Below are 23,187 nucleotides of genomic sequence, written 5' to 3' on the forward strand. Positions count from 1 at the left end.
TGTGACATCGACCGCAGCAGAACGGTCATCGTCCGGTCACAATCGCCGCGCACACCGGTCACGCGCGGCTGTGAGAGTCCTGTGAGCGATCGAAACCGGCGAACAGGAAGGCCGTCAGCCGTGTGTGCACTGCTAGTGACCCCCACTCAGCACGACCAGGACCAGGAGTTCCGGGTGCGCGCCCTGTCCGTCGACGAGTACCGGGCCTTCCTCGCGGAGCATCGGCGAGCGAGCTTCCTCCAGTACCCGTCATGGGCGGAAGTGAAGGACCTCTGGCGCTCGGAAAGGGTCGGATGGCACTACCCGGACGGCCGGATCCAGGGTGCCGGACTCGTTCTCTACCGCCAATTTCCCGGCACCCGCAAATACTTCGCCTACCTCCCCGAGGGACCGGTCGCCGACTGGTCCGACCCGCACATCGACCGCTGGCTGAGCCCGCTCATGCGCCACCTGAAGGCCGCCGGAGCCTTCGCCGTCCGCATCGGCCCCACCCCCGCCTACCGCCGCTGGGACGCGGCCACCGTCAAGTCCGCCACCGGGCCGGGCAGGCAGCTGTCCGACGTCCTCGCCACCGAGGTCGACCCGGTCGGCGCCGCCCTCGCCGACCGTCTGCGCACCCGCGGCTGGAAGCGGTGCGGCGGCGAGGACGACGGCGACGCCCAGCCCCGCCACGTCTTCCGCGTACCGCTCGCCGGCCGCTCCCTCGACGAGGTGTGGTCGGGCCTGAACCAGGAGTGGCGGCGCAACGTGCGCAAGGCCACCAAGGCGGGCGTGGACGCGGTCGTCGGCTCCGCCGAGGACCTGCCCGAGTTCTACCGGCTGCTGGGGATCACCGAGGAGCGCGACGGTTTCCGCCTCGGCCGCTCCCTCGCGTACTACCAGCGCCAGTACGAGGCACTCAACGCGGAGGAGCCCGGCCGCATGCGCCTCTACCTGGGCATGTACCAGGGCGAGATACTCGCCGCCCACACGATGATCGTGGCCGGGCACCGGGTCTGGTACCAGACCGGGGCCTCCGCCGACCACCGCCGCGAGGTGCGGCCCAGCAACGCCCTGCAGTGGCGCATGATGTGCGACGCCCACGCCCTCGGGGCGGAGGAGTACGACATGCGCGGGGTACCCTCCACCCTTGACCCCGACGAACGCGCCTTCGGGCTGCTGCGCTGGAAGCTCGGCACCGGCGGGCAGGTCGTCGAGACGCTCGGCGAGTGGGAGACCCCGATGGACGGATACGCCAACACGGCGCTCTACAAGGCCTTCCAGGCCTACCTGGCCCGCCGGTGAACCAGGGCACGACAGCGGCGGCGGCCGCCGCGGGCGGCGTGGGCACGGCCTCCGCACCCGAGCCGCGGCACAAGAGCTCGGTGCTGCGCAGCGGCGCCGTCATGGCCGCCGGTTCGATCGTCTCCCGCGCCACCGGGTTCGTGCGCTCCGCGGTCGTCGTCGCCGCACTCGGCACCGGGCTGCTCGGGGACGGCTACGCCGTGGCCAACACGGTCCCGAACATCCTCTACATCCTGCTCATCGGCGGCGCCCTCAACGCGGTGTTCGTCCCCGAGCTGGTCCGCGCCGCCAAGGAGCACCAGGACGGCGGCGCCGCCTACACCGACCGGCTGCTCACGGCGTGCACGGCCGCGCTGCTGGCCGTCACCGCCGCCGCCGTGCTCGCCGCCCCGCTGATCGTCTCGGCGTACACCGGTTACAGCGGCGGCCAGGAGTCCACCACCGTCGCCCTGGCCCGCTACTGCCTTCCGCAGATCCTGTTCTACGGACTGTTCACGCTGCTCGGGCAGGTGCTGAACGCCCGCGGCCGGTTCGGCGCGATGATGTGGACCCCGGTCCTCAACAACCTCGTCGTCATCGCCGTCTTCGGACTCTTCCTCTTCCTCTCCCACGACGCCGCGGACGGCCTGACGGCCTCGGAGACCCGGCTGCTCGGCCTCGGTACGACCGCCGGCATCGTCGTCCAGGCCGTCGCCCTGATCCCCTCGCTGCGCGGCGCCCGCTTCCGCTGGCGCCCCCGCTTCGACTGGCGCGGCGGCGGCCTCACCCGCCCCCTGCGCAACGCGGGCTGGCTCGTCCTGCTCGTCCTGACCAACCAGCTCGCCTACTGGGTCGTGACCCGGCTCTCCACCGCCACCGGGCAGCGGGCCGCCGACGCGGGTCTGGCCGCGGGCGCCGGCTACACCGCCTACAGCAACGCCTACCTGCTGTGGATGGTCCCGCAGGGCATCATCACCGTCTCCCTGGTCACCGCCCTCATGCCACGGATGAGCGCCGCCGCCGCCGACGGCGACCTCGCCCGCGTCCGCGGGGACGTCTCCTACGCGCTGCGCTCCAGCGCGGCCCTCGTCGTCCCGGCCGCAGCGCTCTTCGCCGCCCTCGCTCCCTGGGTGATCGGCAGCGTCTTCGAGTACGGGCGCACCGGCGCCGCCGACGTCGCCGTCATGGCGGGCATGCTGGCGGCCTTCGCGCCGGGGCTGATCGCGTACTCCGCGCAGTACGTGCTCTCCCGCGGCTTCTACGCCCTGTCCGACACCCGGACCCCCTTCTTCCTCAACCTGGTCATCGCCGCCCTGAACGCCGGTCTCTCGGCGGCCGCATACCTCCTGCTGCCGCCGCGCTGGGCGGTCACCGGCATGGCCGCGGCCTGCTCGGTCGCCTTCACCGCGGGCGCCGCCGTCACCGCGTACGTCCTCGCCCGCCGGCTCGGCCCCCGCGCGGGAACCCGTACCCCCGGCGGACGGCGCACGAGCGCCGTCGCCACCCACCTGCGACTGCTCGCCGCCTGCGCGCCCGCGGCCGCCGCCGGGTACGCCGTCGCCCGCGCCGCCGACCCCTTCGGGAACTTCGCCGCCGTGGCGGCGGGAACCGCGGCCCTCGCGCTGGTCGTCGTCCTCCTCGCCGGGCCGCTGCGCCTGACGGAGATCACCGACCTGCTGGACTCCCTGCGGCGCAAGACCGGCCGGTAGGGGAGGCCCAGCCTGAAAAGATCTTGGATACTGACCGGATGCCACGCGTACTGCTGATCGAGGACGACCCTTCCGTCCGGGAAGGCGTCGGCCTCGGCCTGCGCCGCCGCGGCCACGAGGTGAGTGCCGCGGAGACGGGCGAGGACGGGCTCGCGCTGCTCACGAGCTTCCGTCCCGAGCTGGTCCTGCTCGACCTGATGCTGCCGGGGATCAACGGTGTGCAGGTCTGCCGCCGGATCCGCGACACCAGCGAGGTGCCGATCATCATGCTCACCGCGCGCGGCGACGACTTCGACGTGGTCGTCGGCCTGGAGGCCGGAGCCGACGACTACATCGTCAAACCCGCCCGCACCGAGGTCATCGAGGCCCGCATCAAAGCAGTCCTGCGGCGCCACAGCGACCCCACCGGCGGCCGCCCGGGGATCGAGTTCCACGCGGAACTGGCCATCGACCGGGGCGGCCTGACCGTCGCCAAGAACGGCGAGCGCGTACCCCTCGCCCCCAGCGAACTCAGGCTCCTGCTCCACCTGTCGGCCTCGCCCGAGCAGGTCTTCTCCCGCCAGCAGCTCCTCGAGTACGTGTGGGACCACAGCTACCACGCCGACGCCCGGCTCGTGGACGCCTGCGTCCGCCGCCTGCGCCACAAGATCGAGGCCCCCGACGCCGCCCCCCGCTACATACAGACCGTGCGGGGCTTCGGCTACCGCTTCGGCCCCCTGTAGGAGGCGGCGTTGAGACGGATCGCGCCACTGGGCCTGCGCACCCGGCTGATCGCGGCCTTCCTGCTGGTCGCCGCGATCACCGCGGTGTCCACGGCCGCCCTGACCTACCAGAAGGCGCGCAACGCGATCCTCACCCAGACCCAGGACACCGCCGTCTCCACCCTGCGCGACCAGATCGAGCAGGAGGGCATGCAGCTGCCCATGGACCAGAAGGAACTCCAGAGCCGCGTCAGCGACCTCGCCAAACGCGGGAAGCCGCACCCCTGGACGATCTTCGCCGAGTACGGAACCCTGCGCGCCTCCTCGGGCATCAGCCCGGCCACCTCCACCGTGGTCACCGACGCGCTCCGGACCAAGGTGACGGCACACCCGCACGGCGCCTTCCAGCGCGTCGGGGACCGGGCCGGGAACCCCTACCTGGTCGTGGCGATGCCGGCCGTCTTCGTCCGCGACGGCGTCCGCCAGGCCACCGGCGTCGTCTTCTACGCCACCATGCCGCTCGACGGCGAAGAGGCCACCGTCAAGGCCATGGTCGGCGCCGCCCAGCAGGGTGCCGTCCCCGGTCTCGCCATCGCCCTGATCCCCGCCCTGCTCGCCGCGCGCAGCGTGCTCCGCCCGGTACGGGACATGCGCAGCGCCGCCCAGGAGCTGGGCCGGGGCCGCCTCGACACCCGGATCGAGGTCAGCGGCGCCGACGAACTGGCCGGGCTCGCGCGCACCTTCAACGAGACCGCCCGCGCCCTCGAACAGTCCGTGACCGAACTCCAGGAGGCCGAGGTCAGGGCCCGCCGCTTCGCCGCCGACGTCTCGCACGAACTGCGCACCCCGCTCGCCGGGATGCTCGCCGTCACCGAGGTCCTCGACGAGGATGCCGAGCACCTCGACCCGGACACCGCGAAGGCGCTGCGGCTGATCAGCGCCGAGACCGGGAAGCTCGCCGTCCTCGTCGAGGACCTCATGGAGATATCCCGCTTCGACGCGCGCGCCGCCGAGCTCAACCTCGACGACGTGGACCTGGCCGAGGCCGTCGGCAAGACCCTGCAGCGCCGCCACTGGGACGACGGCCGGGTGGTCGTCGTCACCGATCCGGGCGCCGAGGTCCGCGCCCGCCTCGATCCGCGCCGCTTCGACGTGGTCCTCGCCAACCTCGTCGGCAACGCCCTCAAGCACGGCAGCGCGCCCGTACGGATCACCGTACGGACCGGACCCGGACCGGGTCCGGACGGCGATGGCAACGGCAACGGCGACGGCGACCGGCTGCTCATCGAGGTCGCCGACAGCGGACCGGGCATCGCCCCCGACGTGCTCCCGCACATCTTCGACCGCTTCTTCAAGGCCGACGCGGCCCGCACCCGCTCGGCGGGCAGCGGCCTCGGCCTTGCGATCTCCCTGGAGAACGCACGCCTGCACGGCGGCACCCTCCGCGCGGCCAACGGGCCCGCCGGGGGAGCCGTCCTCACCCTCGACATGCCCCTGGAGGCCCGCGCATGACCCGGACCCGGGCACGGGCGAAGGCCGCCGCCACGGCGCTGCTGGGCCCGCTGCTGCTCGCCGGGGCGGCCGGATGCGGGATCAAGCCCACCGGCCCGGTCGACAGCGGCTCCGCCGCCACCGTGATGGTGGCCGGCCCGGAGGGCTTCTCCATGCTCTGGTTCGTCGCCCCCGACGGCCGTCTCGTACCGTCCCCGCAGCGGGACCTGCCCAAGGTGACGCCGGTCGAGCTGCTCAACCGGCTGCTGGAGGGGCCCGGCCAGCGGGAGAAGGAAGCGGGCCTGACCACCGAGGTCCCCTCCGTCCACGGCAAACGCCTGGACGCCCCGGCCATCTCGTCCACGGCGAAGGACGTGATGACCGTCCACCTGCCCTTCGACGTCCAGGACCTGACCCCGAACGCCCGCCGCCAGCTGGTGTGCACCCTCGGCTCCGCGGCGTCCCGGGGGACCCGGCTCACGATCGCCCTCAGGGGGACCTCCGGCACCCTCGACCCGGTCGGCTGCGACGACAGGCCCTAGGGCCCGGGCCGCCGTTCCCCCCCCCCCCGCGGGCTTGCGCGAACGGCCCGGCGGCCGCCACCGTGGCCCCATGGACCACGCCGGTGACGTCCCCGACGTCTTCGACCCCCGCGTCTACGCCGAGGGCGTCCCCCACGAGCGCTACCGGCTGCTGCGCGAACGGCACCCGGTGGCCTGGCAGGCGGAGCCCGAGATCCAGGGCTGGCCCGCCGGCCCCGGCTTCTGGGCCGTCACACGGCACGCCGACGTCGTACGCGTCCTGCGCGACCACCGCACGTACTCCTCCTGGCTGGGCGCCACCCAGATCCGCGACCCCGACCCGGCCGACCTGCCCTTCCTGCGGCGCACCATGCTCAACCAGGATCCCCCCGGCCACGGCGGGCTGCGCCGGCTCGTCTCCCGCGCCTTCACCCCCGCCCGCGTCGACGCCTTCGCCGGCCGGGTACGGGAGCGCGCCCGCTCGCTGCTCGCCGCCGCCCGGGACGGGGCCGAGGACGGCTCCGCCGACCTGGTGCGGGCCGTCACGGACGAGTACGCCCTGCTGAACCTCACCGACCTGCTGGGCGTCCCGGCTTCCGACCGCGCCCTGCTGCTGGAGTGGACCGTACGGATCATCGGTTACCAGGACCCCGAGGACGCGCCCGCCCCCCTGCTCGGCCCCGACGGAAAACCCCTCAATCCGCGCTCCCCGGCGCTGCTCGGCGAGATGTTCGCGTACGCCCGCCAACTCGCCGCCCACAAGCGCGCGCACCCCGGCGACGACGTGATGACCGCCCTGGCCCAGGCCGGACTCGACCCGGCCGAACTGGAGATGTTCTTCTTCCTGCTGACCGTCGCGGGCAACGACACGGTACGCAGCGCCGCCCCCGGGGGACTCCTGGCGCTCGCCGGCGCCCCGGACGCCTACCGCACGCTCGCCGACGGCCGCGTCCCGCGGGACCGGGCCGTCGAGGAACTGCTGCGCGTCCACCCGCCGGTGCTCAGCTTCCGCCGCACCGCGGCCGAGGACACCACGCTCGCCGGGCAGCCGATCCGGGCCGGGGACAAGGTGGTGGTCTTCCACGCCTCCGCCAACCACGACGAACGCGTCTTCACCGACCCCGGCCGCCTCGACCTGGACCGCACGCCCAACCCGCACGTCTCCTTCGGCGACGGCCCGCACGTCTGCCTCGGCGCCCACTTCGCCCGGCTCCAGCTGCGCACCCTCTACGAGGAGTGGTGCGCGACCATGCCCCCGCCCGAACTGGCGGGCCCCCCACGCCGGTTGGTGTCCAACTTCATCAACGGGATCACGCGGCTGCCGCTACGGGTGTCCGGGCCGCCGAAGTGACGTCCGCGACCAGCTCCGACACGTCGGGCCCGTAGGCGTCCGAGTTGACGACCTTCAGCACCAGGCAGAAGGACTTCCCGTCGTACTTGCGGGCCAGCTCGCGGTGGTGCCGGGCCAGGTAACGGGCCGCGGCCTGGTTGCTGTTGGCGGTCTGCCCCGACAGCAGGAACACCGGCCGCGAGCCCCGCTCCGTCGTCAGCCGCGCCAGCAGCACGTACTCGACGAGGCCCTTCTCCCAGCGGTACGCCTCCCCGCCCACACGGATGGCACCGCGGTCCGGGCCCGGTTCGCTGGACACGTCGACCTGTACGCCGGGGAGCATGGAGGTCAGGTGCGCCGCCGTCCGGGCGTTGGACACCGGCCCGCCGACGCAGAACTCGGCCCGCTCGCCGAAGCCCTGGCGGGCGGTGTCGTGGGTGACGATCTGGAGGTTCGCCCCGCAGTCCTTGATCAGGGCGGATATCTCCAGCAGTGCGAAGGCATCGTTGCGGTGCAGGGAGACGTCGGTGCCGCCCATCTGCCGGTTGACCACGAACAGGCAGTCCGAGCCGGTGGGCAGGCCGAAGAAGGCCTGCTTGCGGCGCAGCGCCCGCCGCCACTGGTAGGTCCGGGTGAACCAGCCGAAACCGCCGCTGACGGCGGTGGCTATCACCCCGAGCACGATGTTGCGCAGGTCGTCGTCCATGCGCGGGATGCTAGGGCATGCGGTTGCGGGGGGCACCGGCCGGTGCGGCCCCGCGGCCGACCCCGGCGCGACCGGATCCGCGGGCCCGGCCGACGCGGGCGTGGGCGGCCCGCGAGCGACCGGCGGCCGGGCGCCCTGGTGGCGGCGGGAACCGGGCCGCGGTTCCGGGGCCCTGACGTGGTGGCAGCCCGGCCGCTAGGCTCTGCGCACGCTGCCACTGGAGGTCCGGATGCATCGCTTCCTCGCCCGCCCGTTACCCCTGCTGGCCCTTGCGGCCGCGCTCGTCTCGACCGGGGCGGCAGCCCCGCCCGGCACCGGGACCCCCGCCAAGGTCCCCGTCGCGTCGGGGTACGGCGGGGCCGTCGCCAGCGTCGACGCCGACGCCTCCGCCGCGGGGATCGCCGTCCTGCGCTCGGGCGGCAACGCCGTGGACGCGGCCGTCGCCACCGCCGCCGCGCTCGGGGTCACCGAGCCGTACTCCGCGGGCATCGGCGGAGGCGGCTACTTCGTCCACTACGACGCCAAGTCCCGCCGCGTGCAGACCATCGACGGCCGCGAGACCGCCCCCGCGACCGCCACCGAGACCCTCTTCCAGGAGAACGGCGTCCCGATCCCCTTCGCCGAGGGCCAGACCAGCGGCCTCGGCGTCGGCGTCCCCGGCACCCCCGCCACCTGGAGGAGCGCCCTCGACGCCTGGGGCACCCGCCCGCTCGCCCAACTGCTGCGGCCCGCCGAGAAACTGGCCCGCGACGGCTTCACGGTGGACGCCACCTTCCGCTCCCAGACCGCCGCCAACGAGGCCCGGTTCAGGGACTTCCCGGACACCGCGAAGCTGTTCCTGCCCGGCGGCGCCCTGCCGGTGGTCGGCTCCACCTTCAAGAACCCCGACCTGGCCGCCACGTACGAGGAACTCGGCCGCAAGGGCACCGGCGCGCTCTACCGGGGCCCGCTCGCCGAGGACATCGTCCGGGCCGTCCGCACGCCCCCGGTCGACCCCGCCGCCACCCGCAAGGTCCGGGCCGGCGACCTGACCACCGGGGACCTGAGGGCGTACGGGACCAGACGCCAGGCCCCGACCCGGATCGGATACCGCGGCCTGGACGTCTACAGCATGGCGCCCTCCTCCTCCGGCGGCACCACCGTCGGCGAGGCGCTGAACATCCTGGAGGGCAGCGACCTCTCGAAGCTCTCCGAGGCCCAGTACCTGCACCGCTTCATCGAGGCTTCCAGGATCTCCTTCGCCGACCGCGGCCGCTGGGTCGGCGACCCGGCCGCCCAGGACGTCCCCACGAAGGAACTGCTCTCCCAGGCGTACGCGGACTCGCGCGCCTGCCTGATCAAGCCCGACCGCACCCTGACGAGCCCGCTGGCCCCCGGGGACCCGCGGAGCCCCGCGCCCTGCGCGACGGGCGGGCAGGCCGCCCCGACCACGTACGAGGGGGAGAACACCACCCACCTGACGGTCGCCGACCGCTGGGGCAACGTGGTCTCCTACACCCTGACCATCGAGTCCACCGGCGGCAGCGCGATCACCGTGCCGGGCCGCGGTTTCCTGCTCAACAACGAGCTGACGGACTTCTCCTTCGCCCCGGCCGCCCCCGGCGTCCCGGACCCGAACCTGCCCGGCCCCGGCAAGCGGCCGCGCTCCTCCATGTCCCCGACGATCGTCCTCCAGGACGGCCGGCCGGTCCTGGCCGTCGGCTCCCCGGGCGGCGCCACCATCATCACCACCGTCCTGCAGACCCTGACCGGGCATCTGGACCGCGGCCTGCCGCTCGTCGACGCGATCGCCGCACCGCGGGCCAGCCAGCGCAACCAGACCACCACCGAGCTGGAGCCGGCCCTGTGGGACAGCCCGCTGCGCGCGGAGCTGGAGGCCCTCGGCCAGGCGTTCCGGCAGAACCCGGAGATCGGCGCCGCGACGGGCGTCCAGCGGCTGCCGGACGGCCGCTGGCTGGCGGCCGCCGAAACCACCCGCCGGGGCGGCGGCTCCGCGATGGTCGTACGCCCGTACGGCAAGCCGTAGAGGACCGGGCCGCACCCCTACAGGGCGGTCAGGATCCTCGGCCCGCGGGAGGTGATCGCGACCGTGTGCTCCGCGTGCGCGGCGCGGCTCCCGTCGGTGGTGCGCAGGGTCCAGCCGTCCGCGTCGCAGGTGTAGTCGTCCGTGCCGCCCGCGATCAGCATCGGCTCGATCGCCAGGACCATGCCGGGGCGCAGCCGCGTGCCGCGCCCCGGCGGGCCCTCGTTGGGCACGCCGGGGTCCTCGTGCATGGTGCGGCCCACGCCGTGGCCGCCGAAGCCGTCGGGGATCCCGTATCCGGCGCGGCGGCACACCGTGCCGATCGCGTGGGCGATGTCGCCGATCCGGTTGCCCGGCACGGCGGCCGCGATGCCGGCCGCGAGGGCCGCCTCCGCGGTCGCGATGAGCCGCAGGTCGGCGGGGCGGGAGCGGCCGACCGTGAAGCTGACGGCCGCGTCCCCCACCCAGCCGCCCAGCTTCGCGCCGCAGTCGATGCTGACCAGGTCGCCGTCGCGCAGCCGGTATCCGTCCGGGACGCCGTGCACGATCGCGTCGTTGACCGAGGTGCAGACCACCGCCGGGAAGGGCACCGGGGCGAACCGCGGCCGGTAGCCGAGGAAGGGCGAGGAGGCGCCCGCCTCGCGCAGGACGGCCCGTGCCACCCGGTCCAGTTCCAGCAGGGAGACACCGACCCGCGCGCTTTCGCGCACGGCGGCCAGGGCCTGCGCCACCACCCGGCCGGCGGCGCGCATCTCGTCGATCGACCGGTCCGTCTTCAGCTCCATCATGCCAATAACTATACCGGTATAACTCTACCGGGATAGTTATTGGCCCGGCGGGGTAGGCTGGCCGCATGGTGCGTACCCCTTTGACTCCGGAAGAGCGCGAGCGCGGCGAGCGGCTGGGCGCCCTGCTGCGGGAGGCCCGCGCCGGGCGCAGCATGGTGGAGGTCGCGGCCGGCGCCGGGCTGTCCCCCGAGACCCTCCGCAAGATCGAGACGGGCCGGGCGCCCACGCCCGCCTTCTTCACCGTCGCGGCCCTCGCCGAGGTCCTCGGCCTCTCCCTGGACGAGGTGGTCCGCCGCTGCGCCCTGGTGCCCGCCTGACGGCCGGGGGGCATGCCGTTCCGCCGCGCGCGGCGGTGACCGAGGGCTAGGCTCACGGCATGACTGGGACCGCGACACTCGACGAGCTGAACCGGGGCAAGTACGTCAGCCTCACCACCTTCCGCAAGGACGGCACGCCCGTGGCCACCCCGGTGTGGGCGGTGGTCGACGCCGCCGCCGGCGAGCTGTACGTGTGGACGCGCACGGACACCTGGAAGGTGAAGCGGATCCGCAACGACGCGCGCGTCACCGTCGCCCCGTGCGACCTGAAGGGGCGGGTGGCCGAGGGGGCGCCGGTGCTGGAGGGCGAGGCGCGGCTGCTGGACGAGGCGGGCCTGAAGCGGGTGCGCAAGCTGATGTCCCGCAAGTACACCTGGCAGTTCTGGGCGCTGGACCTGCCCGCCGCGGTGGCCCGGCTGGGCAAGCGTCCGCACACCGGGATCGCCGTCAAGCTTTGAGGTGCGCGTAGCCCGCCCGTAACACTCGTGCGATCCAATGCGGTCCATGGAGACCGCGATGTCGCTGGTGATCATGCAACTCGCCGATTATTTGCGGGGGTTGACGCAGAGACTGGATCCCGGGACGGGGTGGTACGGGGAGTTCCTGCGCCGGGACCCGGATGGTGTGCGGGCCTGCCTCGACGGGCGCGCGATGGTGCCGTGGGACGTGCTGGAGTCCCTTCTGGAGGACCTGGCGGCGGCCCGGGGCGCGGAGTTCGCGGAGCGGGAGACCGTGTACGCGGCCGGGCTGCGGGCGGCGGCCGTCACGGCGTGGGACCGGCTGCCGGGCGGCGAGGCGGAGCTGCGGACGCTGCTGGCGGCGTCGGCGGCGCAGCGTGCGGACTCGGAGGCGGCCCTGCGGCACCTCACCGCGCGGCTGTCCGCGGCGAGCGACCCGGCGGAGGCGGAGGGCCTGTCCCGGGAACTGGCGTGGACCCGCGACGACGCCACCCGCGCCGCCTCCCGCCACGCCGACCTGACGTCCCGCCTGGCGTCCGCGCCCCCTCCCGGGCCGGCAGCCTCCACACCTGCGCCCCCGTCGGCGCCGGACCCCTCCTCCGGCCCGTCGGGGCCGGGTCGTCTTTCGGGCCCGGCCCGGCCGGGGCCCGGGGCGCCCGGGACCCCCGGGCCGTCGGGGCCGGGGCCCCTTTCCGGACCGGCCCGGCCGGGGCCCGGGGCGCCGCCCGGGGGCTCCGGGCCGGCGGGTGCGCGGACCTGGTTGCCCGGGCACGCGCCGCTGGACGCGGTGCCGCGGCAGCGGGTGTCCGAGGACGCCGACCGGCCCGTCGAGCGGCCGGTGGAGCGGGCCGAGGGGCGCTGGCTGCGGGGCGGGCGCCGCGCGGGCGGGGCCCGGTACGCCGGGTCGGCGGCCCCCGAGCCCCCGGTCTTCACCACGCCCCCGGGTGCCGGCACCGGCCCCACCCCGGCCCCCGCCCCGCGGGGAGCCCGCTTCGGCCTCCCGCAGCCCCCCACGGAGCACATCGCCCACGCCTCGCCCCCGTCCGGCCGGGACCGCCCGGCGTCGGACGGCTTCCCGCGGGAGCCCGCGGAGGGTTCCCTGCGGGGGGTGGTGGAGGCGTTGACCGGCCTGCGGGCGCAGCACCGGAGCGGCGAGGCGCACGCCCTGCTCTGCGAGGCCGCGGCCGGCCCCGCCGGGCGGTTGCCCGGGCTGGCCGCCGAGTTGCACCGGGCCGGGCTCGCGGCCGACTGGGCCACCCTGCTCTGGGAGGCGGCCTCGCTCCCGCCCGAGCGCCTCGCCGCGGCCGCGGCCGCCCTCGGCGAGGCGGGCCGCGAGGCCGACTGCGACCTGCTGCTGCGCCAGGGCGCGGCCCGCCCCGCCGCCGAGATCGCCGACGCCGCCCTGGCCCTCGGCGGCACCGGCCGGGACCGGGAGGCCCAGGCCCTGCTCGGCGCCTACGTCCGGCTGCACACCGCCGAGGAGTCCGCCGTCCTGGCCCGCCACGACCCGCAGTGGTTCGCCCCGCGCCTGCTGCGCGCGGCCCGCGCCCTGTCCGGCACCCATCACCGCGACCTGTCCCACGCCCTGCGGGTGTCCGGCGTCGCCGTTCCCTGATCCAGCGCCGTGACCGGAACTAGAGGGTCTGTGCGAGCGGGGCTCCGTCCTTGAGGAAGAACAGGCCGGCGATGGCGGCGTCCTCGTGGAACGTCACGCGGAACTCCCCGCCCCGCCGCTCCATCCGCAGCGGCACGTCGACCACCGTCAGATCACCGAGCGCGGTGTCCTGCGGCCCGCCGTGCGACCGGTAGCGGCCCAGCTCCTCCTGGTAGGCCGCCCAGGCCCGGGCCAGGGCGGCCGCGGGCAGGAGGGCCCGCAGCGTCGGATCGAACCGGGCCGTCGCCGCGGTGAAGTCGCCGTGCACCACGGAGTCGAGGGTCTGCGTGGCGATCGCGTCGTAACGGCTGGGCGACCGGGCCGCCGCCGGGCCGCCGGCCGGCATCAGCGCGCCGACCGCCAGCACGGCCGCCCCTGCCACCCGGGCCAGCCGCCGCACGCCGGTGCGGGCACTGTCGCTGCGAGCCATGCTCCCATCGTGCTCCGCCCGCAGCACCCCCGCACGTCAGCCGCCCGTCAACCGGTCGCCCGGCGACCGCAAACGACCGCGTGGTGACGTAACTTGATCGACTACTCCAACTGCGCAAGGTGGTCTTGCCCCAGGCTGTGACGAGGCCTACGTTCTACTCCCTACGCACACCGTCTACGTGCGTAGAACCGGCGTTCCCGTCGCGAGGAGCAGCTCATGGCCCAAGTCGTCCGCGCCGCGCTGGTCCAGGCCACCTGGACCGGAGACACCGACTCGATGATCGCCAAACACGAGGAGCACGCCCGCCGCGCCGCCGCGCAAGGCGCGCAGATCATCGGTTTCCAGGAGGTGTTCAACGCCCCCTACTTCTGCCAGGTCCAGGAGCCCGAGCACTACCGCTGGGCCGAGGCGGTCCCCGACGGCCCGACCGTCCGCCGCATGCAGGACCTGGCCCGCGAGACCGGCATGGTCATCGTCGTCCCGGTATTCGAGCTCGAAAGCGCCGGCTTCTACTACAACACCGCCGCCGTCATCGACGCCGACGGCAGTTACCTCGGCAAGTACCGCAAGCACCACATCCCCCAGGTGAAGGGATTCTGGGAGAAGTACTACTTCCGCCCGGGAAATCTCGGCTGGCCCGTCTTCGACACCGCCGTCGGCAAGGTCGGCGTCTACATCTGCTACGACCGGCACTTCCCGGAGGGGTGGCGGCAACTCGGGCTGGCCGGTGCACAGTTGGTCTACAACCCCTCCGCCACCCACCGCGGCCTGTCCGCCTACCTCTGGCAGCTGGAACAGCCCGCCGCGGCAGTCGCCAACGAGTACTTCGTCGCCGCCATCAACCGCATCGGCCAGGAGGAGTACGGCGACAACGACTTCTACGGCACCAGCTACTTCGTGGACCCGCGCGGCCAGTTCGTCGGCGACGTCGCCAGCGACAAGGAGGAGGAACTCCTCGTCCGCGACCTCGACTTCGACCTGATCAAAGAGGTCCGCGACCAGTGGGCCTTCTACCGCGACCGCCGCCCCGACGCCTACGGAGGGCTCGTACAGCCGTGACCAACCCCACCCCGCTCCACAGCCGCCACCGCGCCGTCATGCCCGACTGGCTCGCGCTCTACTACGGCCGTCCCATCGAGCTCACCCACGGCGAGGGCCGCCACGTCTGGGACGCCGACGGCAACCGCTACCTCGACTTCTTCGGCGGCATCCTCACCACGATGACCGCCCACGCCCTGCCCGAGGTCACCAAGGCCGTCACCGAACAGGCCGGGCGGATCATCCACTCCTCCACGCTCTACCTCAACCGGCCGATGATCGAGCTGGCCGAGCGGGTGGCCGCCCTCTCCGGGATCCCCGAGGCGCGGGTCTTCTTCACCACCTCCGGCACCGAGGCCAACGACACCGCCCTGCTGCTCGCGACGGCGTACCGCCGCTCCAACCAGATCCTGGCCATGCGCAACAGCTACCACGGCCGGTCCTTCTCCACCGTCTCGATCACCGGCAACCGCACCTGGTCCCCGACCAGCCTCTCCCCGCTCCAGACGTACTACGTCCACGGCGCCGTCCGCACCCGCGGACCCCTCGCCCACCTCGACGACGCCGCCTTCACGGCCGCCGCCGTCGCCGACCTGGAGGACGTACTGGGCCAGGCCCGCGGGGGAGTGGCCGCCCTCATCGCCGAGCCGATCCAGGGCGTCGGCGGCTTCACCTCCCCGCCCGACGGCCTGTACGGGGCCTTCCGCGAGGTCCTCGACCGCCACGGCATCCTGTGGATCAGCGACGAGGTACAGACCGGCTGGGGCCGTACCGGCGAACACTTCTGGGGCTGGCAGGCCCACGCCCAGAACGGCCCGCCGGACATCCTCACCTTCGCCAAGGGCATCGGCAACGGCATGTCCATCGGCGGCGTCGTGGCCCGCGCCGAGGTGATGAACTGCGTCGACGCCAACTCCATCTCCACCTTCGGCGGGTCACCCGTCACCATGGCCGCGGGCGTCGCCAACCTCGCGTACCTCCTGGAGCACGACCTCCAGGGCAACGCCCGCCGTGTCGGCGGCCTGCTCCTGGAGCGGCTGCGGGCGGTCTCCGCGCACGTACCCGCCGTACGGGAGGTCCGCGGCCGGGGCCTGATGGCCGGCCTGGAACTCACCCGGCCCGGAACCGACCAGGCCGACCCCGACGCGGCCACCGCCGTACAGGAGGCCGCCCGCGAAGGAGGCCTGCTGATCGGCAAGGGCGGCGGCCACAACACCAGCGTGCTGCGCATCGCGCCGCCGCTCTCCCTCACCGTCGCCGAGGCGGAAGAGGGCGCCGACATCCTCGAACAGGCACTTCACCGAGTCCACGGGATCCAGTAGAGGGGGACGCACCGCACATGAGCATCCGCACCCTGATCCGCGGCGGCCTCGTCGTCACCGCCGCCGACGAACTGCACGCGGACGTCCTGATCGAGGACGGACGCGTCGCGGCCCTCGCCGCGCACGGCTCGGCGGCCGCCGAGGCCTGGACGGCCGACCGCACGCTCGACGCGAGCGGGAAGTACGTCATCCCCGGCGGGGTCGACGCGCACACCCACATGGAGCTGCCCTTCGGCGGGACCTCCGCCTCGGACACCTTCGAGACGGGCACCCGGGCCGCCGCCTGGGGCGGCACCACCACCATCGTCGACTTCGCCGTGCAGAGCGTGGGCCACGCCCTGCGCGAGGGACTCGACGCCTGGTACGCCAAGGCGGACGGGCAGTGCGCGATCGACTACGCCTTCCACATGATCCTCTCGGACGTCAACGAGGGCACCCTCAAGGAGATGGACCTCCTCATCGGGGAGGGGGTCACCTCCTTCAAGCTGTTCATGGCCTACCCCGGCGTCTTCTACAGCGACGACGGGCAGATCCTGCGCGCCATGCAGCGGGCCTCCGGCAACGGCGGGCTGATCATGATGCACGCGGAGAACGGCATCGCCATCGACGTCCTCGTCGAACAGGCCCTCGCGCGCGGCGAGACCGACCCCCGCCACCACGGCGAGGTCCGCAAGGTGCTCCTGGAGGCCGAGGCCACGCACCGGGCCATCCAGCTCGCCCGGGTGGCCGGTTCCCCGCTGTACGTGGTCCACGTCTCGGCGGAGGAGGCCGTCGCAGAGCTGGCCGCCGCCCGCGACAAGGGGCTGCCCGTCTTCGGGGAGACCTGCCCGCAGTACCTGTTCCTGTCCACCGACAACCTCGCCGAGCCCGACTTCCAGGGCGCCAAGTACGTCTGCTCCACCCCGCTGAGGCCGCGGGAGCACCAGGCGGCGCTGTGGCGGGGGCTGCGCACGAACGACCTCCAGGTGGTCTCCACCGACCACTGCCCCTTCTGCTTCCGCGGGCAGAAGGAGCTGGGACGGGGCGACTTCTCGAAGATCCCGAACGGTCTGCCGGGGGTGGAGAACCGCATGGACCTCCTCCACCAGGCGGTCGTCGACGGGCACATCGGCCGCCGCCGCTGGATCGAGATCGCCTGCGCGACCCCCGCCCGGATGTTCGGCCTCTACCCGCAGAAGGGCACCATCGCGCCGGGCTCCGACGCCGACATCGTCCTCTACGATCCGCACGCCGAGCAGGTGATCTCCGCCGAGACCCACCACATGAACGTGGACTACTCGGCGTACGAGGGCAAGCGGATCACCGGGCGCGTCGACACCGTGCTCTCGCGCGGCGAACTCGTCATCGACCGGCGCGAATTCACCGGCCGGGCCGGCCACGGCACCTTCGTCCCCCGCTCCACCTGCCAGTACCTGTAAGGAGGCGCCGGGGCCCGCACGCCCCGGCGCCCGTACTCCCCAGCAAGGAGCGACGTATGGACTTCGGCCTCGTCCTGCAGACCGACCCACCCGCCTCCCAGGTCGTCAGCCTGATGAAGCGCGCGGAGCGCAACGGCTTCCGCTACGGCTGGACCTTCGACTCGGCGGTCCTCTGGCAGGAACCGTTCGTCATCTACAGCCAGATCCTGGCCAACACGCAGAAGCTGCACATCGGCCCGATGGTCACCAACCCGGGGACCCGCACCTGGGAGGTCACCGCCTCCACCTTCGCCACCCTCAACGACATGTACGGCAACCGCACCGTCTGCGGCATCGGGCGCGGCGACTCCGCGATGCGCGTCGCCGGCCGGGCCCCCAACACCCTTGCCCGCCTCGGCGAGGCCATCGAGGTGATCCGCGACCTCGCCGAGGGCCGCGAGGCCGAGGTCGACGGCAAACCGCTCCGCATCCCCTGGATCAAGGACGGGAAACTCCCCGTCTGGATGGCCGCCTACGGGCCGAAGGCCCTGGCGCTGACCGGCCGGAAGGCGGACGGCTTCATCCTCCAGCTCGCCGACCTCTACCTCACCGAGTGGATGGTCAAGGCGGTACGGCAGGCCGCGACCGAGGCGGGCCGCGACCCGGCGTCCATCATCATCTGCGTGGCCGCCCCCGCCTACGTCACAGCCGACGACTCGCCCGAGGCCCTGGCCCACGCCCGGAACCAGTGCCGGTGGTTCGGCGGCATGGTCGGCAACCACGTCGCCGACCTCGTCGGCCGCTACGGGGAGCACTCGTCGATGGTCCCCGACGAGCTCACCGAGTACATCAAGGCCCGACAGGGCTACGACTACAGCCACCACGGCCGTGCCGGGAACCCCTCCACCGACTTCGTCCCCGACGAGATCGTCGACCGCTTCTGCCTCCTGGGCCCGCCCGAGGCGCACATCGAGAAGCTGCGGGCCCTGCGCGACCTCGGAGTGGACCAGTTCGCGGTCTACGACATGCACGACGCGAAGGAGGCCACGATCGACGCGTACGGGCAGGACGTCATCCCGGCACTGCGCGACTGACCGGCCGACGGCCGACGGCCGACGCCGCACGCCGGTCCGGTGCGGGTTGCGGCGCGAGTAGCCCGGGCCCGGCGCGAATGCGCGCCTCCGGCCCGGGTAGGCGCCGTACGCAGCCACATGTGGAAGGGGACCCCCATGGATTCCACAGCGGAGGGTGACCGGTTCACCGTCGAGGTGCGACAGGTGCCCGGCGCGACGGTGCTCAAGCTCGGCGGCGAACTGGACCATGACACGGCCGAGCCGCTGCGGGAGGCCCTGGGACTCGTTCCCGCCACCAGCGGCGAGCGGGTACTGGTGGACTTCTCCGACGTGGGTTTCTGCGATTCGACGGGACTGAACGTCCTGCTGCAGGGCCGTCTGACGGCCGAGAAGGCCGGGACCACGATCGAGGTCGTGGGCCTGCGCCGGCCGGTCCAGCGCATGTTCCGCATCACCGGCGTCGACGAGATCTTCCCCGTCTACGCCGACGTCGACGAGGCACTGGCGGGACGCCCGCAGCACCACTAGCGGAGGCGCACCATGAGCGAGCGCCGTTCACCGGAACGGAGCCGGGTCTTCGTACTGGGCCCCGAGGACGAGAACGTCGTCACCCTGTGCCTCGACTTCACCCGGCGCGCCCTGGCCGACTGGAAGTGGCTGCCGGCCTCCGACGACGACGCCGCCGAGTACGCCGAGGACGTGCTGCTCCTGGTGTCCGAGCTGGTGGCCAACGCCCGTCTGCACGGCGGCGGGCCCCTCTCGCTCGCGCTCCTGCGCACCGACGACGGTCTGCGCATCGAGGTGACCGACCGGAGCTCCGTGCTCCCGGTCCGCCGCCGCAACGCGCACCCCGCCCGCCCCGGCGGCCACGGACTGCTCATCGTCGACCGGCTGGCCCGGCGCTGGGGCGCGGAACGGCGGGACGGCGGGAAGTGCGTGTGGCTGGAGGTCTCCGTACCCGGCCGGATCGTCCCGGAGGGCGCGTGATCCACTCCTCCGGGACCGCCGCCCTCTACTCCTCCGGCTCCGCCGCGGGCTCACCGTCGGTCAGCAGCCCGGTCCGCAGCGTCGTCATGATCCGGCCGAGCAGCCGGGACACCTGCATCTGCGATACGCCGAGCCGGTCGCCGATCTCCGCCTGGGTGAGGTCCTCCCCGAAGCGCAGCGAGAGGATCAGCCGGTCGCGTTCGCCGAGCTGCGCGAGGAGCGGCTTGAGCGACTCCAGGCTTTCGATCAGGTCGTACGCGGGCTCCTCGACCCCGAGCGAGTGCGGCGCGGTGCCGCCCTCAGGCTCGTCGCCGGCCGGCCGGTCGAAGGATCCGGCGGTGTATCCGTTGGCGGCCCTGCGTCCTTCGACCACGGAGGTGTCGTCGATGCCGAGCCGCTCGGCGACCTCGTGGTCGGTGGGCTGCCGGCCCAGGCGCTGCTCCAGCAGGTCGTGCGCCTTGGCGATGTCGAGCCGCAGCTCCTGCATGCGCCGGGGCACCTTCACGGCCCACGAGGTGTCACGGAAGAACCGCTTCATCTCGCCGACGACGGTGGGCAGCGCGAACGTCGCGAACTCGACGCCGCGCTCGACGTCGTACCGGTTGATGGCCTTGATCAGACCGATCGTGCCGACCTGGACGATGTCCTCCAGCGGCTCGCTGCGGCCCCGGAACCGCCGTGCGGCGTACTTCACCAGGCTGAGGTTGAGTTCGACGAGCGTGTTGCGCACGTACGAGTACTCGGCGGTGCCCTCGGTGAGTTCGTTCAGCCGCCGGAACAGTGAGACCGACAGGGTCCGGGCCTCGGAGGTGCTCACTCCGAGCGGATCGTCGGGGATGTCCGGGGCCGTGGCCCTGCACAGGGTATGGACGGGCTCCGCGGTGTCGCGGGTACTGGTCGACATGGGGATCCTCCGACGGATCGGTTCCGGCGCCTGCCCGGCGCTTCGGGGCCGTCGTGGCCTTCTAGGGGGATATACCCGCCGATGGGCGATCCGACCCGTCCGCGTGGGACAGTGGATTCAGCGAGGTCACACATGAACGATTCCGACCGGATCCTGGAAAAGCTGCTGGCGAGCCTCACCGCCGTCCATGACGGGGACCTCTCGGCCCGGCTGCCGGACGACGCCGAAGGCCTCCCGGGCGAGATCGCGGCCGTCTACAACCGCATGGTCGAGCGCCTGTCCCTGGTGACCTCCGAGGTCACCCGCGTCGCCCAGGAGGTCGGCGGCCAGGGCCTGCTCGGCGGGCACGCCCGGGTCCCGCGCACGGGCGGCGTCTGGAGCGAGCTCACCACCGGCGTGAACAGCATGGCCGACAACCTGACCTCCCAGGTGCGCAACATCTCGCAGGTGGCGACTGCCGTGGCCCGCGGCGACCTCACCCAGAGGATCCGGGTGGACGCGAGCGGTGAGATCCTGGAGCTGAAGGAGACCATCAACACGATGGTCGACCGGCTCTCCTCCTTCGCGGAGGAGGTCACCCGGGTGGCCCGCGAGGTGGGCACCGAGGGCAAACTGGGCGGCCAGGCCACCGTCCACGGGGTTTCCGGCACCTGGAAGGACCTCACCGACAACGTCAACTCGATGGCGACGAACCTGACCAACCAGGTCCGCAACATCGCCCAGGTCACGACGGCCGTGGCCGGCGGCGACCTCACCCGCAAGATCGACGTCGACGCGCGCGGGGAGATCCTGGAGCTCAAGACCACCATCAACACCATGGTCGACCAGCTGTCCTCCTTCGCGGCCGAGGTCACCCGCGTGGCCCGCGAGGTGGGCAGTGAGGGCCGCCTCGGCGGCCAGGCCGAGGTGGCCGACGTGTCGGGCACCTGGAAGCGCCTGACGGAGAACGTCAACGAACTCGCCGGCAACCTCACCCGGCAGGTACGCGCCATCGCCGAGGTGACCGGAGCCGTCGCCGAGGGCGACCTGACCCGCTCGATCACCGTGGACGCCCCCGGCGAGGTCGGCGAGCTCAGGGACAACATCAACGCCATGGTCGAGTCGCTGCGCGCCACCATCCGCGCCAACGAGGAGCAGGAATGGCTGGGTTCGAGCCTGGCGCGGGTGTCCCGGCAGATCCAGGGGATCCGTGACCTGCCCGCGGTCGCCCAGCTGATCATGCGCGAGGTGCCCCCGCTGGTGAACGCCCAGTACGGCTGCTTCTTCCTGGCCCAGGAGGGGCCGGACGGCACCGAACTCGTGGCCATCGCCACCTACGGGCTGCCCGACGGACCGGGCACCGGCCCGCGCCGCTTCAGGATCGGCCAGTCCCTCGTCGGCGAGGCCGCGGCCGGCCGCCGGGCCATCACGGTGGACGGCCTGCCGCCCGGGTACGCGACCATCGCTTCCGGTACGGGGGCCGTCGAGGCGACGTCCCTGACCGTGCTGCCGATCGTCGCCAAGGACCAGGTGCTGGGCGCGGTGGAAGTCGCGGCCCTGCACCCGATGAGCCCCCTGCACCGCGACTTCCTCGACCAGCTCACCGAGATGCTGGGCGTCAACGTCCGCTCGCTGATCGCCAACGCGCGCACGGACGAGCTCCTGGAACGCTCCCAGCAGCTGACGGCCGAACTGCGCTCCCGCTCCCACGAGCTGCAGGTGGGGCAGCAGGAGCTCCAGCGGTCGAACGCCGAACTGAAGGAGCAGGCGGCCCTGCTGGCCGACCGCAACCGCGACATCGAGCGGAAGAACCTGGAGATCGAACAGGCCCGCCAGGAACTGGAGGAACGCGCCCAGCAGTTGTCGCGCACCTCCATGTACAAGTCGGAATTCCTGGCCAACATGAGCCACGAACTGCGCACCCCGCTCAACAGCCTGCTCATCCTCGCCCAGCTCCTGGCGCACAATCCCGACGGCAACCTGACCGAGAAGCAGGTCGACTACGCGACCGTCATCCACTCCGCCGGATCCGACCTGCTGCAACTGATCAACGACATCCTCGACCTGTCCAAGGTCGAGGCCGGGAAGATGGACGTCCATCCCGAGACGATCTCGGTACGGCGCCTGCTGGGCTACCTGGACACCACCTTCCGGCCCGTCGCCGACGAACGGAAGCTGGAGCTCACCGTCGCGGCCGCCCCGGACGTCCCGGACGACGTGGTCGTCGACGAGGCCCGGCTGCGGCAGGTGCTGCGCAACCTGCTCTCCAACGCGCTGAAGTTCACCGAAGCCGGCCAGGTCAACCTGCACGTGGGCCGGGCCGCCCCCGACGAGCTGCCCCCGACCCTCGCGGACCGTGGGGACGTGCTGGCCTTCCACGTCACCGACACCGGCATCGGCATCCCCGCCGACCGGCTGGAGTCCGTCTTCGGAGCCTTCCAGCAGGGCGACCCCTCGACCTCCCGCGCCTACGGCGGGACCGGCCTCGGCCTCTCCATCAGCCGTGAGGTCGCGCGGCTGCTCGGCGGCGTCCTGACGGCCAAGAGCACCGAGGGCCGGGGCAGCCGGTTCACGCTGTACCTGCCCGCGCGCGACGGCCGGGCCGGGGCCGGAGCCGTACCCGGTATCGCCGAGCTGCCGGCCGGAGCCCCGGCCGGGGGCCAGCAGGCGGAGCCGGACACCGAACCGGCCGGCCGGACCGTCCTCGTGATCGACGACGACGCCCGCAACGTGTTCGCGATGACGGAGATGCTCCAGGAGGCGGGCGTGCGGGTCCTGGCCACGGACAACGGGGAGGCCGGGATCGCCCTGCTCACGAGCGGCGAGCCGGTGCACCTCGTGCTGATGGACCTGATGATGGCCGGAATGGACGGCTACGCGGCCACCCGCGCCATCCGCGGCCTGCCCGGCCTCGACGGCCTCCCCGTCATCGTCGTCACCGCCAAGGCCATGCCGGACGACCGGGCCGAAGCGCTGGCCGCCGGGGCGACCGACTACATCGCCAAGCCCGTCGCCCCCGAAGTCCTCATCGCCAAGATCCGCGCCTGCCTGGCCGCCCCGGAGCGGTGAGGGCCTTTGCCGCAGGCCCCGCCCGCC

General features: G+C 73.1%; 21 protein-coding genes. 17 read left to right on the forward strand and 4 right to left on the reverse strand.

What is annotated here, in order from left to right:
* Positions 1-120 precede the first annotated feature (120 nt).
* From ACZ6Y1_RS06905 to ACZ6Y1_RS06930, 6 genes are all read left to right on the forward strand, one after another.
* On the forward strand, positions 121-1,284 hold the full coding sequence (locus ACZ6Y1_RS06905) for a lipid II:glycine glycyltransferase FemX (RefSeq protein ID WP_469624157.1): 1,164 nt from the start codon (positions 121-123) through the stop codon (positions 1,282-1,284).
* A complete protein-coding gene (murJ, locus tag ACZ6Y1_RS06910; protein ID WP_469624160.1) occupies positions 1,281-2,972 on the forward strand; it encodes a murein biosynthesis integral membrane protein MurJ in 1,692 nt (563 codons plus the stop codon). The genes ACZ6Y1_RS06905 and murJ overlap by 4 nt, the downstream gene beginning before the upstream one ends.
* Positions 2,973-3,010: 38 nt before the next feature.
* Positions 3,011-3,694, forward strand: a complete 684-nt coding sequence (locus ACZ6Y1_RS06915; RefSeq protein ID WP_469624163.1) for a response regulator — start codon at positions 3,011-3,013, stop codon at positions 3,692-3,694.
* A 9-nt stretch (positions 3,695-3,703) separates the two neighbouring features.
* A complete protein-coding gene (locus tag ACZ6Y1_RS06920; RefSeq protein WP_469624167.1) occupies positions 3,704-5,185 on the forward strand; it encodes an ATP-binding protein in 1,482 nt (493 codons plus the stop codon).
* Positions 5,182-5,706, forward strand: a complete 525-nt coding sequence (locus tag ACZ6Y1_RS06925; protein ID WP_469624170.1) for a hypothetical protein — start codon at positions 5,182-5,184, stop codon at positions 5,704-5,706. Before ACZ6Y1_RS06920 ends, ACZ6Y1_RS06925 begins: the two co-directional genes overlap by 4 nt.
* Positions 5,707-5,776: 70 nt before the next feature.
* Positions 5,777-7,036, forward strand: a complete 1,260-nt coding sequence (locus ACZ6Y1_RS06930; RefSeq protein ID WP_469624173.1) for a cytochrome P450 — start codon at positions 5,777-5,779, stop codon at positions 7,034-7,036.
* On the opposite strand, the gene ACZ6Y1_RS06935 is transcribed toward ACZ6Y1_RS06930, so the two are convergent.
* Complete coding sequence (locus ACZ6Y1_RS06935) at positions 6,996-7,721, reverse strand: hypothetical protein (RefSeq protein WP_469624176.1); 726 nt, start codon at positions 7,719-7,721, stop codon at positions 6,996-6,998. The genes ACZ6Y1_RS06930 and ACZ6Y1_RS06935 overlap by 41 nt on opposite strands.
* Before the next feature lie 229 nt (positions 7,722-7,950).
* Between ACZ6Y1_RS06935 and ggt the strand changes: the two genes are divergently transcribed.
* On the forward strand, positions 7,951-9,747 hold the full coding sequence (gene ggt / locus ACZ6Y1_RS06940) for a gamma-glutamyltransferase (protein WP_469624179.1): 1,797 nt from the start codon (positions 7,951-7,953) through the stop codon (positions 9,745-9,747).
* A 17-nt stretch (positions 9,748-9,764) separates the two neighbouring features.
* On the opposite strand, the gene map is transcribed toward ggt, so the two are convergent.
* Complete coding sequence (gene map, locus ACZ6Y1_RS06945) at positions 9,765-10,532, reverse strand: type I methionyl aminopeptidase (protein ID WP_469624183.1); 768 nt, start codon at positions 10,530-10,532, stop codon at positions 9,765-9,767.
* A gap of 65 nt (positions 10,533-10,597) precedes the next feature.
* Between map and ACZ6Y1_RS06950 the strand changes: the two genes are divergently transcribed.
* Genes ACZ6Y1_RS06950 through ACZ6Y1_RS06960 form a run of 3 tightly spaced genes read left to right on the forward strand, consistent with a single transcriptional unit; the run spans position 10,598 to position 12,922 of the window.
* The gene (locus ACZ6Y1_RS06950; protein ID WP_469624186.1) at positions 10,598-10,849 is read left to right on the forward strand and encodes a helix-turn-helix domain-containing protein; all 252 of its coding nucleotides are present in this window, start codon (positions 10,598-10,600) and stop codon (positions 10,847-10,849) included.
* A gap of 59 nt (positions 10,850-10,908) precedes the next feature.
* On the forward strand, positions 10,909-11,307 hold the full coding sequence (locus tag ACZ6Y1_RS06955; RefSeq protein WP_469624190.1) for a PPOX class F420-dependent oxidoreductase: 399 nt from the start codon (positions 10,909-10,911) through the stop codon (positions 11,305-11,307).
* Between the two features lie 46 nt (positions 11,308-11,353).
* Positions 11,354-12,922: a hypothetical protein gene (locus ACZ6Y1_RS06960; RefSeq protein ID WP_469624193.1), complete on the forward strand. Its 1,569-nt coding sequence runs from the start codon at positions 11,354-11,356 to the stop codon at positions 12,920-12,922.
* Positions 12,923-12,941: 19 nt separating this feature from the next.
* On the opposite strand, the gene ACZ6Y1_RS06965 is transcribed toward ACZ6Y1_RS06960, so the two are convergent.
* Entirely contained in the window at positions 12,942-13,391 is a 450-nt protein-coding gene (locus tag ACZ6Y1_RS06965) for a DUF3887 domain-containing protein (RefSeq protein ID WP_469624196.1), read from the reverse strand.
* Between the two features lie 216 nt (positions 13,392-13,607).
* On the opposite strand from ACZ6Y1_RS06965, the gene ACZ6Y1_RS06970 reads away from it, so the two are divergent.
* The 6 genes from ACZ6Y1_RS06970 to ACZ6Y1_RS06995 all read left to right on the forward strand — a co-directional run bounded on the left by ACZ6Y1_RS06970 (position 13,608) and on the right by ACZ6Y1_RS06995 (position 19,208).
* The gene (locus tag ACZ6Y1_RS06970) at positions 13,608-14,450 is read left to right on the forward strand and encodes a nitrilase-related carbon-nitrogen hydrolase (protein WP_469624199.1); all 843 of its coding nucleotides are present in this window, start codon (positions 13,608-13,610) and stop codon (positions 14,448-14,450) included.
* Between the two features lie 38 nt (positions 14,451-14,488).
* Entirely contained in the window at positions 14,489-15,751 is a 1,263-nt protein-coding gene (locus ACZ6Y1_RS06975) for an aspartate aminotransferase family protein (protein WP_469624865.1), read from the forward strand.
* Between the two features lie 17 nt (positions 15,752-15,768).
* Positions 15,769-17,169, forward strand: coding sequence for a dihydropyrimidinase (gene hydA / locus ACZ6Y1_RS06980; protein WP_469624202.1), 1,401 nt, complete (start codon positions 15,769-15,771; stop codon positions 17,167-17,169).
* Between the two features lie 56 nt (positions 17,170-17,225).
* The gene (locus ACZ6Y1_RS06985; RefSeq protein ID WP_469624205.1) at positions 17,226-18,242 is read left to right on the forward strand and encodes a TIGR03842 family LLM class F420-dependent oxidoreductase; all 1,017 of its coding nucleotides are present in this window, start codon (positions 17,226-17,228) and stop codon (positions 18,240-18,242) included.
* Positions 18,243-18,377: 135 nt separating this feature from the next.
* Positions 18,378-18,749 (forward strand): STAS domain-containing protein, encoded by a 372-nt coding sequence (locus ACZ6Y1_RS06990; RefSeq protein WP_469624208.1) that lies wholly within the window; start codon positions 18,378-18,380, stop codon positions 18,747-18,749.
* A 12-nt stretch (positions 18,750-18,761) separates the two neighbouring features.
* Positions 18,762-19,208, forward strand: a complete 447-nt coding sequence (locus ACZ6Y1_RS06995) for an ATP-binding protein (protein WP_469624211.1) — start codon at positions 18,762-18,764, stop codon at positions 19,206-19,208.
* Positions 19,209-19,233: 25 nt separating this feature from the next.
* Here ACZ6Y1_RS06995 and ACZ6Y1_RS07000 read toward each other — a convergent pair whose 3' ends face one another.
* Positions 19,234-20,112 (reverse strand): SigB/SigF/SigG family RNA polymerase sigma factor, encoded by an 879-nt coding sequence (locus ACZ6Y1_RS07000; RefSeq protein ID WP_469624213.1) that lies wholly within the window; start codon positions 20,110-20,112, stop codon positions 19,234-19,236.
* A gap of 81 nt (positions 20,113-20,193) precedes the next feature.
* Here ACZ6Y1_RS07000 and ACZ6Y1_RS07005 point away from each other — a divergent pair, with 81 nt between their 5' ends.
* Positions 20,194-23,160, forward strand: coding sequence for a HAMP domain-containing protein (locus tag ACZ6Y1_RS07005; RefSeq protein ID WP_469624216.1), 2,967 nt, complete (start codon positions 20,194-20,196; stop codon positions 23,158-23,160).
* The last annotated feature ends 27 nt before the right edge of the window (positions 23,161-23,187 follow it).

The organism is Streptomyces sp. NPDC053432, from assembly GCF_055585365.1.

Bases quoted from the DNA above. Each gene is read 5' to 3' on its own strand.
- ACZ6Y1_RS07005 (WP_469624216.1), top strand. From the start codon at position 20,194: ATGGGCGATCCGACCCGTCCGCGTGGGACAGTGGATTCAGCGAGGTCA.
- hydA (WP_469624202.1), top strand. From the start codon at position 15,769: ATGAGCATCCGCACCCTGATCCGCGGCGGCCTCGTCGTCACCGCCGCC.
- ACZ6Y1_RS07000 (WP_469624213.1), bottom strand. From the start codon at position 20,112: ATGTCGACCAGTACCCGCGACACCGCGGAGCCCGTCCATACCCTGTGC.
- ACZ6Y1_RS06970 (WP_469624199.1), top strand. From the start codon at position 13,608: ATGGCCCAAGTCGTCCGCGCCGCGCTGGTCCAGGCCACCTGGACCGGA.
- ACZ6Y1_RS06930 (WP_469624173.1), top strand. From the start codon at position 5,777: ATGGACCACGCCGGTGACGTCCCCGACGTCTTCGACCCCCGCGTCTAC.
- ACZ6Y1_RS06995 (WP_469624211.1), top strand. From the start codon at position 18,762: ATGAGCGAGCGCCGTTCACCGGAACGGAGCCGGGTCTTCGTACTGGGC.
- ACZ6Y1_RS06960 (WP_469624193.1), top strand. From the start codon at position 11,354: ATGGAGACCGCGATGTCGCTGGTGATCATGCAACTCGCCGATTATTTG.
- ACZ6Y1_RS06925 (WP_469624170.1), top strand. From the start codon at position 5,182: ATGACCCGGACCCGGGCACGGGCGAAGGCCGCCGCCACGGCGCTGCTG.
- ACZ6Y1_RS06950 (WP_469624186.1), top strand. From the start codon at position 10,598: ATGGTGCGTACCCCTTTGACTCCGGAAGAGCGCGAGCGCGGCGAGCGG.
- ACZ6Y1_RS06990 (WP_469624208.1), top strand. From the start codon at position 18,378: ATGGATTCCACAGCGGAGGGTGACCGGTTCACCGTCGAGGTGCGACAG.
- map (WP_469624183.1), bottom strand. From the start codon at position 10,532: ATGATGGAGCTGAAGACGGACCGGTCGATCGACGAGATGCGCGCCGCC.
- ACZ6Y1_RS06985 (WP_469624205.1), top strand. From the start codon at position 17,226: ATGGACTTCGGCCTCGTCCTGCAGACCGACCCACCCGCCTCCCAGGTC.
- ACZ6Y1_RS06975 (WP_469624865.1), top strand. From the start codon at position 14,489: ATGCCCGACTGGCTCGCGCTCTACTACGGCCGTCCCATCGAGCTCACC.
- ggt (WP_469624179.1), top strand. From the start codon at position 7,951: ATGCATCGCTTCCTCGCCCGCCCGTTACCCCTGCTGGCCCTTGCGGCC.
- ACZ6Y1_RS06965 (WP_469624196.1), bottom strand. From the start codon at position 13,391: ATGGCTCGCAGCGACAGTGCCCGCACCGGCGTGCGGCGGCTGGCCCGG.
- ACZ6Y1_RS06935 (WP_469624176.1), bottom strand. From the start codon at position 7,721: ATGGACGACGACCTGCGCAACATCGTGCTCGGGGTGATAGCCACCGCC.
- ACZ6Y1_RS06915 (WP_469624163.1), top strand. From the start codon at position 3,011: ATGCCACGCGTACTGCTGATCGAGGACGACCCTTCCGTCCGGGAAGGC.
- ACZ6Y1_RS06955 (WP_469624190.1), top strand. From the start codon at position 10,909: ATGACTGGGACCGCGACACTCGACGAGCTGAACCGGGGCAAGTACGTC.